This is a genomic window from Rhodoferax sp. GW821-FHT10B06 (assembly GCF_059415605.1).
The window spans coordinates 213,934-231,730 of the sequence record NZ_JBWKNO010000006.1; the positions used below are offsets into that span (position 1 = coordinate 213,934).

Below are 17,797 nucleotides of genomic sequence, written 5' to 3' on the forward strand. Positions count from 1 at the left end.
CTCAGGTAAAACTCCAGGTTTTCATTTGAGTGGCCGCTTCTGGGCGGGTCCAGCCATCGTATAAGGCGGCTTGGGACTTGTACCTTAGTTCAACGAATAACCTCAAGTAACTCCCTGCCATTTAATCCATATGTGTAGATTGAAATCATGCCGTTCACCAGATCACCCTTTTCATCGAACGAAATTGGGCCGGTAACACCGGGATAGGCGACCGTTTTTGCAAGCTGCCGAATATAGACTTCAGGGTCAACTGACTGCGCACGGAGCATTGCATCAACCAGAACATTGACTGCATCAAAGGAATGTCTGGCAAATTGCAGGGGTTTGGCACTGTATTTTTTGAAAAAATCAGCATTGAACTGATCGAGCTTCGATTGCATATCTGGGAGTACGCCACCGGCTTCTGCGCAAACGGTCTTGCGCTGTGAGGCGGTGCCTTGCGAAAGCTTCATCAACTCAACGGAACACAGCGCGTCTGGGCCAGCGAAGGCGGCGGTAATTCCGGCTTGCTTCATCTCGATCAGGAGCTTTCCGGCAACGCCGTCAAACCCTCCAAAAAATATTAAATCCGGATTCGATGCAGCTAATTTGGAGATCAAGTCAGCATGATCCGTTGCTTTGGTGTCCACAGATGCACGGCTTACTATGAGTCCCCCAGCACGCAGCACTCCTGCGGAATAAGGTGTTGTAATAATTTTGCTGTAATCGTCACCTGCATCCAGAATTGTGATCCGATGCAGGCCCAAAGTTTTGACGGTGTATTGACCGAATCCCTCCATGACATGGTCGTCATCAGCGATCACACGGAACGTCGTTTTCAAACCTCGCCGGGTGAAGGTTGGATTGGTTCCGGAAGGAGTAATTTGCGGGATGCCAGCGGCTGCATAGATGTCTGATGCTTTGATGGACATACCCGAGTTCAGATGCCCGACCACTCCAGCGACCTTCGCATCAACCAAGCGTTTTGCGACTTCAACAGCAGTGCTTGGGTTGGCATGGTCGTCCTCGCGCACAAGTTCAAAGTGCACGTTTTCGTCCCCAACGCGTAGAGCTCTTGCATTCAATTCGTCGACTGCCAGTTGGGCGCCACGCTCACTGTCCAAGGCCGCAGGAGCGAGTCCTGATCTTGAAGAAATTGGAGCTGCATGGCCAATTCGCACCAAGCGTTCAGGATCGGCATTTGTGGCCTGCGCTGATATGGAGCTTAGAAGGAAGATTGAAGTGAATAGGACAATTTTCATATGCAGAAATACATGTTGGCAGTTTTGGTCGATCAATTAAGACAGATGGCTAGAGCAATAGGCCTGAAGGACAATGGAAACATCCACATACTGCACTCGCCGTGAGTTCGGCACGTTGACCGCTGCAATACTCATGTGCAACGCCTAAATCCATCGCTTGCCTCCTTCCGTGAAAGTCTGGTTCCGGCCGAGGCTGTGTGAAAACAGAAATCGTATCAGCGCATTCCGGCGGCTTGGCTGACACTGGTTCGGGTCAGTCCCCAAACTGCATGACAGCCAAACCACTGCCACTTATTTCTCCGCCTGCTTCACCGACTCCGCCATGTCGATAGAGATCTTGTTCAAGGCCTCGTCCACGCTCATTTCACCCACGATGGCCTGGGTTACCCGGGTCACGGTGGGCAGCATGATGGCGCGGTTGTACTTGTAGCCCTGGAACTGGTAGGCAGCTGGGGACAAGCGAGGCACCTCGCTGGTGAACACACCCAGCGCCGCCTTCACCGCGGGCGAGGCGGTGTAGCTCACACCTTTTTGGGCCAGGCCAGCGTGGGCCGGGATGTTCTCGCTCTTGGTGGTGAACTCAGCGTAGTTGGCCTCCTGGGCCAGAAAGTCCAAGAACTGGCCCACTTCCTTGGGCGACTTGGTGCCCTTGATGGCCACAAAAGCCGGCCCGCCGGGGATGCCGGTGCAGGCCGCCACACCACAGGGGTTGGGCACGGCCACCCAGTCAAAGCTCTTGCCGATCTGCGCCTCCATGCGGCGGATCTGCCAGGAACCCGACAGGTACACCACGATGCGGCCGTTCTTGAATTCCTCGAACGCGTCGCGGTAGGTCGAGCCGCCGGCGCCGCCCCACACCTCCTTGGGCATGGTGCCGTCCTTGTGCCAGGCAACAAACTTCTGCACCATGCTCTTGTAGCCATCGTCCAGGGCCAGCTGGCCCTTGGCATCGAAAATCTTGGCGCCGTTGCTGATGGCCGCGCCCGCAAAGCGGTGGCCAGAGCGGTCCCAGGCCATGGCGGCCGGGGTTTCTGTGGCCTTGGCCACCTTGCGCGCGGCATCGGCCCAGGCGTCCCAACTGGCCTTGGGGCCAGGCAACGGGATGTTGGCCTGCTCGAACAGCGTCTTGTTCACAAAAGGGCCAGTCACGGTGAGCTGCGTCACCATGCCGTAAATGCCTTTGTCGCTGGCGTTAGGCCGCATCCACGGCAGGGTGCGGCCAAAGTTGCGCTCCCAGTAGGCGGGGTCTTTAACGTAGGGGCGGATGTCCAGGTAGTACTTGGACAGCCCCCCCAGATCCGCCACGCGCGCAATATCCGGCCCCTGGCCGGTGGCCAGCTGTACCGGCAGCTGCTCCACCACGGTCTTGTAGGGCACTTTGTCCAGGTTCACCTTGGTGCCGGGGTTCTGCGCTTCAAAGCGTTTAATGAGTTCAGCGGTGACGTCGCACTCGTTGCCATCCTGGTAGCACTGGACCCGGATATCGGCAGCCGCCGCCACGCCGCCGGCACCGGCCAGCAATAGCGCTAGCAAGGAGGGGCGGAATGCGAACGCCATTGCAGCGCGAGAGCAACGAGGTGTATTCATGATGATGTGAAGAAAGGTGGGAGTAATACAAAAGAGAAGATCATCGCAGTTTGCAAAGTCTTGATTGCTTATATACAAAGACCTGGATTGCTCTAAGAACGTGTTCACGATGGGCCAAATCAAACCGACTAAAGTACAGGCCATGCATGAAGTTCCCCACGTAGTTCTGTGCGAAGGCTGCGATGCTGCGTACCCCCAGCCCCGGCTGCAGCCGCAGCAGATCGCCCAGTGCCCGCGCTGCGGCACCGAGCTGGACCGCCACACCGGCAGCCAGTCGCAGCGCCTGCTGCCCCTGGCGATCGCCGGGCTTCTGATGTTTGCCGTGGCCAATCTATTCCCCATCGTCGAAATGGTGCTGGCCGGCCAACACAGCGAAACCACCCTGCTGGGTGCGGTCATGGTGCTCACCGGCGAAGACATGACCAGCGTGGCCCTGCTGGTGCTGGCCACCACCATGGTGTTTCCGCTGCTGCAATTGCTGATCCTGATTTATGTGCTGGTGCCGCTGGCGGGCCAGCGCAAGCCGCTGGGCTTTGCCTGGCTGGTACGCGTGCTGCAGTCGCTGCAGCCCTGGGGCATGGTCGAAGTGTTCATGCTCGGGGTGCTGGTGGCCATCGTCAAGCTCAGCAGCTCTGCCGAGGTGATCGTCGGCCCGGCCCTGGGTGCATTTGTGGCGCTGACCGTGCTGCTCACCGCCCTGCTGTCGTTCCAGCCGCGCAATCTCTGGCATATGGCCTTTGCCGCAGCGGCGGAGCCGGACGCATGAGCGCACCCAGCACGCCCCCCACCGGCAGCAGCCTGGGCCTGACCGCCTGCCACCATTGCGGTACCGTGTGGAAGGATGCGAGCAACGGCAGCCGCTGCAGCCACTGCGGCACCGCCCTGCACCAGCGCAAAGCCCATAGCCTGCAGCGCACCTGGGCCCTGCTGCTGGCAGCGCTGGTGATGTACATCCCGGCGAATATGCTGCCGGTGATGGTCAGCAGCAGCCTGATCAAAACCCAGACCGACACCATCCTCAGCGGCGTGATCTACTTTTGGGTCACCGGCGCCTGGGGCCTGGCGGTGGTGGTCTTCGTGGCCAGTTTCATCGTGCCGCTGTTCAAGCTGGCGGCCTTGCTGCTGCTGGTCATAACCGCGCAACGCGGCAGCAATTGGCGGCGCAACGAGCGCACCAAGCTGTACCGCATCGTCGAGCTGATAGGCCGCTGGTCCATGCTGGACGTGTTCGTGGTGACGCTGATGGCCGGTGTGGTGCGCATCGAGGGCTTTGCCGAAATCACCGCTGGCATCGGCATTGCTGCCTTCGCCGCCGTGGTGGTGCTGACCATGCTGGCGGCACTCAGTTTCGACCCCCGCCTGATCTGGGACGGCGCGGATGCTCCAGCCCCAGCGGTACACATTTCAGAACCAATCCCCGCAGACAATCCACCGCATGGCCAACACTCCCAGTCCTGACACCCCGCCCGACCTGCCCACGCCCGTGGTGCGCCGCAGCCGCGAATGGCTACCCTCGCTGATCTGGCTGATCCCCATCGTGGCCGCGCTGGTCGGCCTGACCCTGGTGGTCAAGACCGTGCTGAGCCGCGGGCCGCAAATCCAGATCAGCTTCGCCACCGCCGAAGGTCTGGTGGCCGGCAAAACCAAGGTCAAGTACAAAGAGGTAGACATAGGCGCCGTCACCGCCATCACCTTGGCCGAAGACCGCTCGCGCGTGCTCGTCACCGTGCAGCTGCAAAAGGAAGCCAAGAGCTTCACCGCCACCGACACCCGGTTCTGGGTGATACGCCCGCGCCTGGACGCGGCCGGCGTCAGCGGCCTGGGCACGCTGCTGTCGGGTGCCTATATCCGCGCAGATGCGGGTGCCTCGGACGACACCAGCAGCAAGTTCACCGGGCTGGAAGCGGCACCCATCGTGACCCGCGACTCGGCGGGCCGGCAGTTCGAGCTGCATGCCAGCAATATCGGTTCACTGGACGTCGGCTCGCCGCTGTACTTTCGGCGCATCAAGGTCGGCCAGGTGGCGGCTTACGCGCTGGACCCCGACGGCAAGGGAGTGACGCTGCGGGTGTTTGTGAACACGCCATATGAAAAGTTTGTGGGTGCCAACACCCGCTTCTGGCATGCCAGCGGCGTGGACGTGGAAGTCAACTCCAGCGGCTTCAAGGTGCGCACCCAGTCGCTGGCCACGGTGGTGACAGGCGGCATTGCCATGCAGGCGCCGGACGACCAGCCCGGCCCACAGGCCACAGAGAACACCAGCTTCGCCCTGGCCGAGGACGAAACCCACGCCATGAAGGCGCCAGACGGCCCGGCGCGCACCGTGCTGCTGCATTTCAACCAGTCCTTGCGCGGCCTGGCGCCCGGCGCGACGGTGGACTTCCGCGGCGTGGTGCTGGGTGAGGTCAAATCCATAGGCGTGGAGTTCAACAAGGCCCAGCGTGAATTCAGCATGCCGGTATTGGTCGAGGTCTACCCTGACCGGCTGCGCAGCGACGTCCAGGTCGACTCCGAGAAGCGCCTGCAAGAGCTGGTGGACAAGGGCCTGCGCGCCCAGCTGCGTACCGGCAACCTGCTGACCGGCCAGGTCTATGTGGCGCTGGACTTCTTCCCCAAGGCAGCGCCCGCCAGACTGCGGGTGGTGGATGGCACGGTGGAACTGCCGACCCAAGCCAACAGCCTGGACGAACTGCAGACCCAGATCGCGGAAATCGTCGCCAAGATCAACAAAGTGCCTTTCGAGCAGCTGAGCAATGACCTGCACAAAACCCTGACCAGCCTGGACGGCACGCTAAGCAATGCCGAGCAACTGGTGAAAAACCTGAACCAGGACGTGGCCCCCGAAATCACCGCCGCCATGAAGGACGTGCGCAGCACCCTGGCCACCGCCAACAAGGCGCTGGGCTCGGCCGACCGCGCGCTGTCCGACGACGCGCCGCTGCAACAAGACCTGCGCCAGACCCTGCGCGAGGTGAACCGCGCCGCCGCATCCGTGAAGGTGCTGACCGACTACCTGGAGCGCCACCCCGAGTCGCTGCTGCGTGGCAAATCCGAGGAAAAGAAATGAAGACGACCACCCTGCTGGCCCCGATGGCCATGGCAGCCGCGCTATCCGCCACCCTGGCAGGCTGCGCCAGCGCCCCGCCGGTGCACTACTACAGCCTGAGCGGCACACTGCCCGCCCCTACCTCGGCAAGCGGCAAGCCGCTGCTGGTCGAGCTGCAACCACTGGCCCTGCCTGAACGCCTGGCGCGACCGCAGATGGTGGTGCGCACCGCCAGCGGGCAGCTGGAGATACTGGACCAACACCGCTGGTCGGCACCGTTCAACACCGAGCTGCGCGACGCGCTGGCCGCCGGCATCACGCAGCCGCTGGGCGCCATCGACGTATCCAACGGCGGGCGCCTGGCCGGCCAGCCGGTGTACCGCGTGGCCGTGCAGCTACGCCAATGGGAGGCGGTGGAAAACAGCCGTATTGAGGCCAGCTTCAGCTGGACCATCCGCCGATCCGACGATGCCCGCAACCTGGCCTGCCAGTGGAGCCAGTCCGAACCCGTGGGCCTGGGCACCGAGGCCCTGGCACAAGGTGCACAACGCCTGACCGCGCGTGCCGCGCAAAGCATGGCAGCCGCCCTGGCGGCACTGGATGCAGACGCCAGTGCCAAATGCCCAACATAGCGCTTGCTATGCTTTAAATAGCTGCCTGCGCAGACAATATCTGCGCCAGCGGCCATTTTCATCACCAATACTATTACACCGACTCTGGCGGAAGCGAGCCCGCCAGGGCCAGCGTCAGGTGCTTTAAAAATGCCTGGGCCGCCTGTGACAAGCTGTGGCCCACGGCGGTTTGCACCTCCACATTGCGCAGGTCCAGGCTGCGGTCCCGGATGCGCACGCTGGCCAGCTCCTGGCGGGCCGCCTGGTACCGAACCGATATCTCCCCCGAGATCGTGACGCTGTCCGGATGGTGCCGCAAAATGCCCTCCAGGCTGCTGAAGTAGCTGCTGGTCACCACCGGCTCCACCCGCAAACCTTGCAGGCTGCAGGCCAGGTCGAACAGCTGGCGCACCGTGGTGTTGGACTCTGGCAGCACCAAAGGGTAGGCCAGTACCTGCGACAGACTGACGCTTTTGAACTGCGCCAGCGGATGGCCGAAACGCACGGCCGCCATCACGGGCGAGGGTTGCCTATGCTCCACCCGGATGCCACTTTCGGCCTGGCGGCTCATGGTGATGCCAATGTCGGCGTCGCCCAGCAGGATGCGGCGCGTGCATTCACTTGGAGGGTGCACCCCCAGGTGGAACTGGATGCCCGGGTGTTGCAGCAGAAATTCGCTGATCACCTTGGGTATGAATTCCGCTGCAAAGCCCTCGTTGCTCACCAGCCTGACGCGCCCACGCTGCATGCCCTGCAAGGCCTGTATGTCGTGCACCACGCGCTCCGAGTCATGGGCCAGCTTGAGGGCATGCACGGCCAGCACCTCGCCCGCAGCGCTGGGCACCATGCCGCGCGGATGGCGGTCAAACAAGGGGATGCCGAACAAGTCTTCCAGATGGGTGATCTGGCGGCTGATGGCAGAGCCGGCCACGTTCAGGCGCAGCGAGGCCTCGGCAATCGAGCCGGTGCGCACCACCTCCAGGAAATAGCGCAGCGCCGTGTCTTGCAACTGCTTGGCGATCAAAGGAGGGTGGTTCATGCGCATTGGTCCATTGCCATTTAGGCAACGGAATCATACGTAATCTATAAGGATTCGAATGCACCTGCGGTCTGCTTCTTGCACAAGAATGGGAAAACCAACCCACGCCACCAAGAAAGACTTTGAAATGAAGCAGTTAATCTCCACCATGGTGCATCACACAAGCCTGGCCCTCGCCATCGGCATCGCCAGCACGGCCGCGCATGCGGGCAAGGCCAACGATACCTTGGTCTACGCGTCAGACAACGAGGTTGAAAACGTGAGCCCGTACCACAACAATATGCGCGAGGGCGTGGTGCTGGCCAATATGGCGTGGGACACACTGATTTATCGCGACCCAACCACGGGCGAGTTCAAGCCCCAGCTGGCCACCGCGTGGAAGTGGGAATCACCCACGGCGATTTTGCTCACCCTGCGCCAGGGCGTGACCTTTCACAACGGCGATAAATTCAGCGCCGACGACGTGGCCTACACCTTCAATGTGGTGACCGCCCCGGAAGCCAAAATCGCCACCCGCCAAAACACCGGCTGGATCAAGAACGTAGACAAGCTGGGCGACTACCAGGTGCGCATCAATCTGAAGGCGCCCTTCCCCGCTGCACTGGACTACCTGGCCGGCCCCACGCCCATCTACCCCGGTGCCTACATGAAAAAGGTGGGCCTGGAGGGCTATAGCAAAGCACCCATCGGTACCGGCCCGTACAAGATTACTGCCGTGATCCCCGGCCAGGGCGTCACCATGGTCAAGAACCCCAGCTACTTCAAGGACAGCCCGCTCGGCCAGCCCAAGATAGGCACCATCAAATTTGTGGTGATACGCGACCCCGAAGCGCGTGCCGCGCAGCTGATGACAGGCGCCGTGGACTGGATCTGGCGGGTGCCGTCGGACCAGGCTGAGTCGCTCAAGTCCATGCCCAACACCTCGGTGCTGAGCGGCGAAACCATGCGCATCGGATTTTTGTCGATGAATGCCAACGGCACCACGCCCGAGGCCCTGCCATTCAAGGACGTGCGTGTGCGCCAGGCTGTCAACCTGGCCATCAACCGCAAGGGTCTGGCCGACAGCCTGGTGCGCGGCGGCAGCCAACCGGTGTTTGCGCCCTGCTTCCGCACCCAGTTTGGCTGCGATACCGAGAAAGTGGTGAAGTACAGCTACGACCCCGCCAAGGCCAAGGCCCTGCTGGCCGCGGCCGGCTACCCCAACGGCTTTGATACCGATCTGTGGGCCTACCGCGAGCGCGAATATGCCGAGTCGATGGTGGGTGACCTGCGCAAGATTGGCATTCGCGCCCGCCTGCACTTTGTGCAGTACCCGGTGCTGCGCACCGAGGTGTATTCGGGCCGCGCACCACTGACCTTCCAGGCCTGGGGCTCCTTCTCCATCAACGATGCGTCGGCCTTTGTCGGCAACTTCTTTGAAGGCGGCCCGGACGACACCAGCAAAGACCCGCAAGTGATTGCCCTGCTGCAAACCGCCGATGCCTCCATGGACAAAGTCGAGCGCAAGAAAAAGTATGCGCAGGCCCTGCAACGCATCAGCGAGCAGGCCTATATGGCGCCGCTGTTCTCCTACTCGACCAACTATGTGTTCACACAAGACCTGAAGTTCACCGCCCAAGCGGATGAGCTGCCCCGTTTCGTCCAGGCCAGCTGGAAATAAGCCGTACCCAGGCATGCCGCCGCCGAGGCGGGCCTGGTCTTGTGCCTCTATTCACACTTATCGGGCATACCCATGCTGCAATACATCTTTCGCCGCCTGCTGGTGGCCATGAGCGTCATGCTGACGGTCGCCGTCGTCAGCTTCATGCTGCTCCATTTGTCGGGTGACCTGGCAGCCGCCATCGCCGGGCCGGAAGCGAACGCGGCCGCGATTGAAGAAGTCCGCATCCAGTATGGACTCAACCGTCCCATCACCCTGCAATTTGTGGACTGGCTGTGGTCGGCGGCGCACCTGGATTTCGGGCGCTCGTTTTTCTTTCAGAACACCGTGATGGAACTCGTAGGCGAGCGCCTGCCCATCACCCTGAAACTGGGCGGCATTGCCTTGCTGCTGGCGGTGTCCGTCGCCATACCGCTGGGCGTGCTGGCCGCCGTCTACCGCGACACATGGATTGACCGGCTGGCGCTGATGGTGGCCGTGGTGGGCCAGGCCATGCCGAACTTCTGGTTCGCGCTGACGCTGATCCTGGTGTTCGCCGTGGGTCTGCACTGGCTGCCGGTCGCGGGCAACACCACCTGGCAACACTTCGTGCTGCCTGCAGTCGCGCTGGGCTACTACGCCATGCCGTCGCTGATGCGCCTGACCCGCGCCGGCATGCTAGACGTGCTGGGTGCGGACTACATCCGCACCGCACGCGCCAAGGGCCTGAGCCCGGCACGCGTGATCTTCAAGCACGCGCTGCGCAACGCCATCATCCCCGTGGTGGCCCTGGCGGCGGTGGAGCTCGGCTTCATGCTGGGTGGCTCGGTGGTCATCGAGTCGGTGTACTCCATGCAAGGCCTGGGGCAGCTGGCCTGGGACTCCATCTCGCGCAACGACTACCCGGTGGTCCAAGCCGTGGTGCTGATCATTGCCGTGTTCTACATCGGCCTAACGTTTCTGGCCGACGTGTTCAACGCCGCGCTCGATCCCCGTATGCGTACCCGTTAGCCCCCAGAGGAACACAGCATGACATCCTCCACCCTTTCCGCACCCGCCAAGGGACTGGCGCTGCCCTTGCCGCCCACACCCGCTTGGCGGCGCAGCCTGCAGCGCGTGCTGGGCCACCGGGGCCTGACACTGGGCAGCATCCTGCTGGGCCTGGCGGTGATTGCCGCCCTGTTTGCCCCCTGGCTCAGCCCGCACGACCCCTATGCCCAAGACGTCAGCCAGCGCCTGATACCGCCGTTCTGGCATGCCAAAGGCAGCTGGGAACATGTGCTCGGCACCGACAAGCTGGGCCGTGACTACCTCAGCCGCCTGTTGTTCGGCGCGCGGGTGTCGCTCACCATCGGAGTGGTCACCGCCCTGGTGGCGGGGCTGATAGGCACCACCATGGGCGTGCTAGCCGGCTACTTCGGTGGCCGTGTGGATGCGGTGGTGAGCTACATCATCACCACGCGCCTGGCCATGCCGGTGGTGCTGGTGGCACTGGCCACCGCCTCGCTGGTGGGCGGCTCGCTACAGGTGGTCATCGTGTTGCTTGGGCTCTTGCTGTGGGACCGCTTTGCCATCGTCACGCGCTCGGCCACACAGCAGCTGCGCGACGCCGAATTCATCGCCGCCGCCAAGTCATTGGGCGCCTCCACGCCCTACATCCTGCTGCGCGAGCTGCTGCCGAATCTGATGGGGCCGCTCACCGTGGTAGCCACCCTGGAGATGGCGCACGCGATTCTGCTGGAGTCCACCCTGTCGTTCCTGGGCCTGGGCGTGCAGCCACCCACACCCTCCTGGGGCCTGATGGTGGCGGAAGGCAAGGCCTATATGTTCTTCCAGCCCTGGGTGATTCTGGTGCCGGGCGTGGTGCTGGCACTGCTGGTGCTGGCCATCAACCTGGTGGGCGACGGCCTGCGTGACCTCACCGCGCCCGACGGTCGCAACTGATATGGCACACCCCCAGTCTTCGCGCACTTCGTGTCGCTGCGCCACCCCCCTTGCAGGGGGCACATCCTGCGGCCCGGCGGAGCCGGTTCCGCGGATGTCCCCGCATGGCCTGCTCCGCGGCCACCAGTGCCTTGGCCGGTGTCATGGCGCGCTGATGGCTCGCATTGCCATGGATCACTGAAAGAGATGACGATGACCTCTCCATTGTTAGACGTTAAAAACCTGCGCGTGGACCTGCCCACCCCCAACGGCATGCTGCATGCCGTGCGTGGCATAGACCTGCAGGTGCAGCGCGGTGAAATGCTGTGCCTGGTCGGCGAATCGGGCTGCGGCAAATCCATGACCTCACTGGCGCTGATGGGCTTGCTGCCCCGCAAAGCCCAGCGCAGCGCCGACCACATCCGCTTCGATGGCATCGACCTGCAAACCCTGCCCGAGCGACAGGTGGCCGCCTTGCGCGGGGCGCGCATGTCCATGATCTTCCAGGAGCCGATGACCGCGCTCAACCCCTCCTACACGCTGGGCGACCAGCTGTGCGAGGCCTTGCGGGCACACCGCAAGGTCAGCATGGCGCAAGCCCGCGAGCGCGCAGTCTACCTGCTGGAGCGGGCAGGCGTGCCGCAGGCAGCCGACCGCTTGCGGCAGTACCCGCACCAACTATCCGGCGGGCTGCGCCAGCGCGTGGTGATCGCCATGGCCCTGATGTGCGAGCCCGACCTGATCATTGCGGACGAACCCACCACCGCGCTGGACGTGACCATCCAGGCGCAAATCCTGCGCCTGATACGCGAGCTGCAAAAAGAGTTTGGCACCGCCGTGGTCTTTATCACCCACGACCTGGGTGTGGTGGCGCGCATTGCCGACCGCGTCGCCGTGATGTACGCCGGTGAAGTGGTGGAGACCGCGCCCGTCACCGAACTATTTGCCCACCCCAGCCACCCCTACACACGCGGCCTATTGAACTGCATACCCGTGCGTGGCAAAACCCTGCCGGGCAGCCACCTGCAAGCCATTCCTGGCGTGGTGCCCAGCCTGGTGGGCGAGGTGCAAGGCTGTGCCTTTGCCAACCGTTGCCCCCAGGTCCAAGCCGCCTGCAGCCACAGCGTGCCCTACGCCCTGCTGCCGGGCCAACACGCCGTGCGCTGCGTTGCAGCCACGCCCTACCCCACACTGGCGGAGGCTGCATGATGCGCAAGACACCAACACCGCCCGTGACCGGCAGCGAAGACATTGCGCTGGAGCTGTGCGCGCTGAACCGCGTGTTCAAGCTCAAGCGCGGGTTGTTCAGCGCCCCGGGTGAAATCAAGGCCGTCAACAACGTCTCGCTGCGCATACGCAAGGGCGAAACGCTGGGCCTGGTGGGCGAATCCGGCTGCGGCAAAAGCACCTTGGCCAAGATGCTGTTGGGGCTGATGGAGCCCAGCTCGGGCAACGTGCTGGTCAACGGCCGCGAAATCGACCCCAGCCAGCGCCGCGCCCTGGCCCGCCATATCCAGCCCATCTTCCAGGACCCGTATTCGTCGCTCAACCCGCGCCGCACCGTGGCCGACATCGTGCGCGTGCCACTGGCGTTGCACCAGGTAGGCAGCACGCAGGAGCAGGAGCGCAAGGTGCGAGACATGCTGGACCTGGTGGGCATGCCCGAGCGCACCCACAAGCAGTACCCCAACCAGCTCTCTGGTGGCCAGCGCCAGCGGGTGGCCATTGCGCGGGCACTGGTGTTGCGCCCGGATATTCTGGTGTGCGACGAACCCACGTCGGCGCTGGACGTATCGGTGCAAGCGCAGATTTTGAATCTGCTGCTGGACCTGAAAGCCGAGTTTGGCCTGACCTACTTCTTCATCAGCCACGACCTGGGCGTGGTGGAGCACCTGGTAGACCGCGTGGCCGTGATGCACAAGGGCTCCATCGTGGAGCTGGGCAGCCGCGAGCAAATTTTCAGCCGGCCCGAGCACCCCTACACCCGCATGCTGCTGGCATCTGCGCTGACGCCAGAGCCCGGCCTGGGCATACCCGACATCGCCCGCGAAGCCATCGCCTAACACCGCATTTGACCTACCCCCTACAGAAAGATTTCCCATGAGTCGCAACCAAGCCCTGGCACAAACGCTCGCCTATTTTGACGATGGACATTTCCAGAAAACGCTGGACCGCCGCGTCGCCTACAAGACCGAAAGCCAGGACGCAGCCAGCGGCCCCATCCTGCACGCCTATCTGCAAGAAGAGATCACCCCCACGCTGGAAAGCATGGGCTTCAGCTGCCGCATCGTGGCCAACCCCTTGCCCGGCAAAAGCCCTTTTCTGTTCGCCGAACGCATCGAGCCGGGCGCCAGCTGCACCGTGCTGACCTACGGCCACGGCGACGTGGTGCGCGGCTACGACGTACAGTGGCGTGCGGGCCTGAGCCCCTGGAAGATCGTGGTGGACGGCAACCGCTGGTACGGCCGTGGCACGGCGGACAACAAAGGGCAGCACACCATCAACCTCACCGCGCTGGAACAGGTGCTGGCCGTGCGCGGCGGGCGCCTGGGCTACAACGTCAAGATCATTCTGGAAATGGGCGAAGAAGACGGCTCGCCCGGCCTGAAAGAAGTCTGCGAACTGCACCGCGACGCCCTGGCCGCCGACCTGTTTCTCGCCTCCGACGGGCCCCGCGTGTCGGCCTCGCGCGCCACCCTGTTCCTGGGCTCACGTGGTGTCTTCAACTTCAACCTGTCGCTGAATCTGCGCGACGGTGGCCACCACTCGGGTAACTGGGGCGGCCTGCTGCGCAACCCCGGCATTCGGCTGGCCCATGCCATTTCCAGCCTGATAGACGCACACGGACGCATCCTGGTCCCCGGCCTGCTGCCCAAAGAAATCCCCGAGAGCGTCAAAAAAGCGCTGCAAGACATCGAGGTCGGCGGCGGCCCGAACGACCCCGAGATCGACCCCCATTGGGGCGAGCCCGGCCTGAGCAGCGCCGAGCGCGTGATCGGCTGGAACAGCCTGGAAGTGCTGGCCTTCACCACCGGCAACCCCGCCATGCCCGTGCACGCCATCCCCCACACAGCCCGCGCCCACTGCCACATCCGTTTTGTGGTGGGCAGCGATGTGGCCCACTTCCTGACGCATATCCAGGAACATCTGCTGGCCCATGGCTTTGACGATGTGGAAGCCACCCTGGGCGACGCCTTCATGGCAGCAACGCGACTGGACCCCGACAACCCCTGGGTGCGCTGGAGCATGGCCTCCATCCAGCGCAGCACCGGCAACCGCCCGGCACTGCTGCCCAACCTGGGCGGCTCGCTGCCCAATGACGTGTTCGCCGAGACACTGGGCCTGCCCACGCTGTGGGTGCCTCACTCCTACCCCGCCTGCTCGCAGCACGCCCCGAATGAACACATCCTGGTGGACACCACCCGCGAATCGCTACAGGTCATGGCCGGCCTGTTCTGGGACCTGGCAGAACAAGGTGCCGACGTGATGCAGGAATGCGCATGAGCGCGCAGTTCACCAACGCAGCAGTCGCCTGGCTCGCCGACCAGCGCCCCGCCATGCAGCAAGCCCTGGGCACGCTGGTGAATATCGACTCCGGCAGCTATGACAAGGCCGGCACCGATGCCGTAGCCCAAACCATGGCGGGCTGGCTGAACGCTGCGGGCATGGCCACCGAGCACCGCAGTGCCGTGGCCGACGGCGACGTGTTGCTGGCCCATCTGCCCGGCGCCAACCCCACGGCCGCACCGGTCGTGCTCATGGGCCACCGCGACACCGTGTTCCCCACCGGCACCGTGGCCCAGCGGCCCTGGCGGGTCGAGGGCGATCTGGGCTACGGCCCGGGCGTGGCCGATATGAAGTCCGGCCTGGTGCTGCAATGCTTTGTGATGATGGCGCTGCAAAAGCTGCCGCCGCTGCCCTTCCCGTTGAGAGGCCTGTTCACGGCGGATGAAGAAATCGGCTCGCAAAACGGGCGCATCGCCATCGAGGCCCATGCGCGCGGCGCGCGTGCCGTGTTCAACTCCGAGCCCGGCCGCGTCAGCGGCAACCTGGTCACCGAACGCAAAGGCGGCGCCACCTTTGTCATCGACGTCACCGGCCGTGCCGCGCATGCCGGGGTCAACCACGCCGACGGTGCTAGCGCCATCGCTGCGCTGGCCCATCTGGTCATCGCGCTGCACGCACTCACCGACTACAGCACCGGCATCACCACCAATGTGGGCCTGGTCAGCGGCGGCATGTCCACCAACACCGTGGCACCCAGCGCCCAGGCCAAGCTGGATGTGCGCTTTCGCACCCTGGCCGAACGTGAAGCGGTGTTTGCCAAAATCCAGGCCCTGGTTGCCCAGCCGCCCCAGGTGCCCGGCACCCAGGTGCGCATCACGCAAACCTCGGAGTCCATGCCGTTTGAGCTGCACTCCAGCCAGGAGCTGATGCACCGCTACCAGCACAGCGCCGCCCTCATCGGCTTCACGGTGGCCGGCGAGGCCACCGGCGGCTGCTCGGACGCGGGCCTGACCGGCTCGCTGGGCGTACCCACCCTGTGCGGTGTGGGCCCGGTAGGCGGCAAGGCGCATACCGACGCGGAATACTGCCACCTGGACACGCTGGTGCCACGCGCCCAGGCCCTGGTCCACACCATCCTGGCTTTGGCAGAGTCCGCGTAACGCTACGCTTTTAATAGCTGCTTGCGCAGATACCACCTGCGCCAGAGCACTATTTGATACATGGTTTGCTGGGAGACTCAGCCTTGCGGCGCCAGGCTGCGCGCCTTGCCAAACTCCACGATGCGCCAGACCACGGCGGTAAAGGCCAGCACCACCAGCAGCATGCTGGAATAGGCCCAGCGCACGCCAACCACGTCCGACAAGCTACCCACCAGCAAGCCCGCCAGCTGCGAGCCCACGCTGTAGCCAATCATCAGCAGGGCCGATAGCTTGGAGGCCTGCGCCGGTATGCCGTCGATCATGATGGCCAGCAGCACCGGAAACACCACGCCCACACCCACGCCAAACAGGAAGTTGCCCAGCCCGGCCGCCAGCCAGCCGCCCTGACCGGCCAGCACCACATTCATGGCCATGCCAGCCAGGGCCAGCAGGTTCAGCCGCCACAGCTTCTGGCGCAGCGGCCAGTTGCTGTGCCAGAAGGCCTGCCATAGCCGCGCCCCCACCATGCCGGCCACAAAAAACTGCAGGCCTACCCGCGCCGCGTTCGCACTGAGCTGCTGGGCGTTGATGCCGTAGCTCACGTACCAGAAGTTCTGCCCCCATTCCAGAAAGCCGCTGAGCACGCCGCCCACCACGGCCCAGAACACCACCGGGCGACGCAGCAGTTCCAGATAGGACATGGGAGAGGACATGGAGGCACCTTGCTCCTCGGTATGGTGGGCGGGTGCCAGATGTTCAAAGTGGCGGCGCGGCCAGAAGGCGAACAGCACCGTCAACAGCGGCAGCAGGTACAGCGCATAGGGCATGCGCCAGGCGCTGCTGAACTGCTGGATGCCGATCACCGCCATGGGCGACACCAGGTTGCCCAGGCTGAACGCCACATCCACCATGCTCAGCATGCGCGCACGCACCTCAGCCTGGGGGTGGATGTTCGCCAGAATGCTGTGGGCCAAGGTAAACAGCGCTGTCTCGCACAGTGCCACGCAAAAGAAGCCGGCCATCAACACCGTGAAGTTGGGTGACAGCACGATCAACGAAATTGAGACCAGGGCCAAGCCGGTGTACGACAAAAACAGCGGCCGCGGCGCATAGCGCTGGGCCATGCGCCCGCCCTGCAAGGCGCCCAGCACACCACCAGCCGACCAGACCATCATCAACACGCCCAGCTGTTGGTAGTTGTCCAGCTCCTCACGCAACTCAGGCGTCACCGCGCCAAGAATGGCAGCAAAAATGCCAGCGCAGAAAGCGGTGTAGATCACCACCCAGGCCAGATAAGGAATGCTGGAGAGGAAGTCTTTGAGTTTCACGATGGGGCGCACAAAAAAGTACAGCCTGCAGGGCAAAAAGCAGGCTGGGCGGACAGGATCGGGGGAAGACCCTATTGTCCAAGTTTTGTGTGACAAATGGTGAAGCCAGGCCCAATGGCACTGACGCGCTGTCAACCATGCAGGGGCCGAGCGCGTCTTAAGATGACCATGTTTCATTTTCACAAGGTTCCCATGCGCTCCATTGCCTCTGCCGCTTATGTTCTTTCCGCTGTCGTGCTGGCCAGCAGCCTCACGGCCTGCATGGTGGCGCCCTACCACCAGGCGCAACCCGTGGCCTACCCCGTGCAGCAGCAGCCCGCTCCCTACCCGGTCGCCCAGCCGGTGCCGCGCTCCGAAGTGGGTCGGGTGACGAATATTGAACAAATGCAAACCGAGCAACGCCAGGGCCCCAGTGGCGCCGGTGCCGTGATCGGCGGCGTAGCGGGTGCGGTCCTGGGCCACCAGATCGGCGGCGGCTCAGGTAAAGACCTAGCCACCGTGCTGGGTGCCGTGGGCGGCGCCGTTGCCGGCAACCAGATCGAGAGCAATAACCAGGCAGCCCAGGTGCGCATCAGCTACCGGGTCACCGTGCAGGGCGATAACGGCGCCATTCGCCAGTTCGACGTGCCCAACCCCGGCCAGTTGCGCATCGGCGAACGGGTGCGCATGGCAAACGGACAGCTCTATCCGTTCTAAAGCCCTCTAGCGCAGGTAATACCTGCGCTAGCAGCTACAAA

At 63.4% G+C, this 17,797-nt stretch carries 16 protein-coding genes; 12 read left to right on the plus strand and 4 right to left on the minus strand.

The features are described from left to right. Positions 1-89 precede the first annotated feature (89 nt). Together AC07O2_RS12205 and AC07O2_RS12210 are read right to left on the minus strand one after the other, a co-directional pair. Positions 90-1,241: a branched-chain amino acid ABC transporter substrate-binding protein gene (locus AC07O2_RS12205; protein ID WP_495076011.1), complete on the minus strand. Its 1,152-nt coding sequence runs from the start codon at positions 1,239-1,241 to the stop codon at positions 90-92. Positions 1,242-1,532: 291 nt separating this feature from the next. Then, the gene (locus AC07O2_RS12210) at positions 1,533-2,828 is read right to left on the minus strand and encodes an ABC transporter substrate-binding protein (protein ID WP_495076012.1); all 1,296 of its coding nucleotides are present in this window, start codon (positions 2,826-2,828) and stop codon (positions 1,533-1,535) included. 142 nt (positions 2,829-2,970) lie between these two features. On the opposite strand from AC07O2_RS12210, the gene AC07O2_RS12215 reads away from it, so the two are divergent. The 4 genes from AC07O2_RS12215 to AC07O2_RS12230 are packed head-to-tail and all read left to right on the plus strand — an operon-like array spanning position 2,971 to position 6,506. Next, the gene (locus AC07O2_RS12215; RefSeq protein WP_495076013.1) at positions 2,971-3,594 is read left to right on the plus strand and encodes a paraquat-inducible protein A; all 624 of its coding nucleotides are present in this window, start codon (positions 2,971-2,973) and stop codon (positions 3,592-3,594) included. After that, complete coding sequence (locus tag AC07O2_RS12220; RefSeq protein ID WP_495076014.1) at positions 3,591-4,286, plus strand: paraquat-inducible protein A; 696 nt, start codon at positions 3,591-3,593, stop codon at positions 4,284-4,286. Before AC07O2_RS12215 ends, AC07O2_RS12220 begins: the two co-directional genes overlap by 4 nt. Continuing rightward, complete coding sequence (locus tag AC07O2_RS12225; RefSeq protein ID WP_495076015.1) at positions 4,264-5,895, plus strand: PqiB family protein; 1,632 nt, start codon at positions 4,264-4,266, stop codon at positions 5,893-5,895. Before AC07O2_RS12220 ends, AC07O2_RS12225 begins: the two co-directional genes overlap by 23 nt. Beyond that, positions 5,892-6,506 carry a PqiC family protein gene (locus tag AC07O2_RS12230; RefSeq protein WP_495076016.1) on the plus strand — a complete coding sequence of 205 codons (615 nt, stop codon included), beginning with the start codon at positions 5,892-5,894 and terminating at the stop codon, positions 6,504-6,506. The genes AC07O2_RS12225 and AC07O2_RS12230 overlap by 4 nt, the downstream gene beginning before the upstream one ends. A gap of 73 nt (positions 6,507-6,579) precedes the next feature. Here the strand turns inward: AC07O2_RS12230 and AC07O2_RS12235 are convergent, their stop codons facing one another. Continuing rightward, positions 6,580-7,524 (minus strand): LysR family transcriptional regulator, encoded by a 945-nt coding sequence (locus tag AC07O2_RS12235; protein WP_495076017.1) that lies wholly within the window; start codon positions 7,522-7,524, stop codon positions 6,580-6,582. 127 nt (positions 7,525-7,651) lie between these two features. Between AC07O2_RS12235 and AC07O2_RS12240 the strand changes: the two genes are divergently transcribed. The 7 genes from AC07O2_RS12240 to AC07O2_RS12270 all read left to right on the plus strand — a co-directional run bounded on the left by AC07O2_RS12240 (position 7,652) and on the right by AC07O2_RS12270 (position 15,753). Beyond that, positions 7,652-9,184: an ABC transporter substrate-binding protein gene (locus tag AC07O2_RS12240; RefSeq protein ID WP_495076018.1), complete on the plus strand. Its 1,533-nt coding sequence runs from the start codon at positions 7,652-7,654 to the stop codon at positions 9,182-9,184. A 72-nt stretch (positions 9,185-9,256) separates the two neighbouring features. After that, complete coding sequence (locus tag AC07O2_RS12245; protein WP_495076019.1) at positions 9,257-10,174, plus strand: ABC transporter permease; 918 nt, start codon at positions 9,257-9,259, stop codon at positions 10,172-10,174. An 18-nt stretch (positions 10,175-10,192) separates the two neighbouring features. Then, entirely contained in the window at positions 10,193-11,107 is a 915-nt protein-coding gene (locus AC07O2_RS12250; RefSeq protein WP_495076020.1) for an ABC transporter permease, read from the plus strand. A gap of 192 nt (positions 11,108-11,299) precedes the next feature. After that, entirely contained in the window at positions 11,300-12,295 is a 996-nt protein-coding gene (locus tag AC07O2_RS12255; protein ID WP_495076021.1) for an ABC transporter ATP-binding protein, read from the plus strand. Further along, positions 12,295-13,149, plus strand: coding sequence for an ATP-binding cassette domain-containing protein (locus AC07O2_RS12260; RefSeq protein ID WP_495076022.1), 855 nt, complete (start codon positions 12,295-12,297; stop codon positions 13,147-13,149). Before AC07O2_RS12255 ends, AC07O2_RS12260 begins: the two co-directional genes overlap by 1 nt. 37 nt (positions 13,150-13,186) lie before the next feature. Then, a complete protein-coding gene (locus tag AC07O2_RS12265) occupies positions 13,187-14,590 on the plus strand; it encodes a M20 family metallopeptidase (RefSeq protein WP_495076023.1) in 1,404 nt (467 codons plus the stop codon). Continuing rightward, the gene (locus AC07O2_RS12270) at positions 14,587-15,753 is read left to right on the plus strand and encodes a M20 family metallopeptidase (RefSeq protein ID WP_495076024.1); all 1,167 of its coding nucleotides are present in this window, start codon (positions 14,587-14,589) and stop codon (positions 15,751-15,753) included. The genes AC07O2_RS12265 and AC07O2_RS12270 overlap by 4 nt, the downstream gene beginning before the upstream one ends. 77 nt (positions 15,754-15,830) lie before the next feature. Here AC07O2_RS12270 and AC07O2_RS12275 read toward each other — a convergent pair whose 3' ends face one another. Beyond that, the gene (locus tag AC07O2_RS12275; protein WP_495076025.1) at positions 15,831-17,060 is read right to left on the minus strand and encodes an MFS transporter; all 1,230 of its coding nucleotides are present in this window, start codon (positions 17,058-17,060) and stop codon (positions 15,831-15,833) included. Between the two features lie 192 nt (positions 17,061-17,252). Between AC07O2_RS12275 and AC07O2_RS12280 the strand changes: the two genes are divergently transcribed. After that, positions 17,253-17,756, plus strand: coding sequence for an outer membrane lipoprotein (locus AC07O2_RS12280; RefSeq protein ID WP_495076026.1), 504 nt, complete (start codon positions 17,253-17,255; stop codon positions 17,754-17,756). The last annotated feature ends 41 nt before the right edge of the window (positions 17,757-17,797 follow it).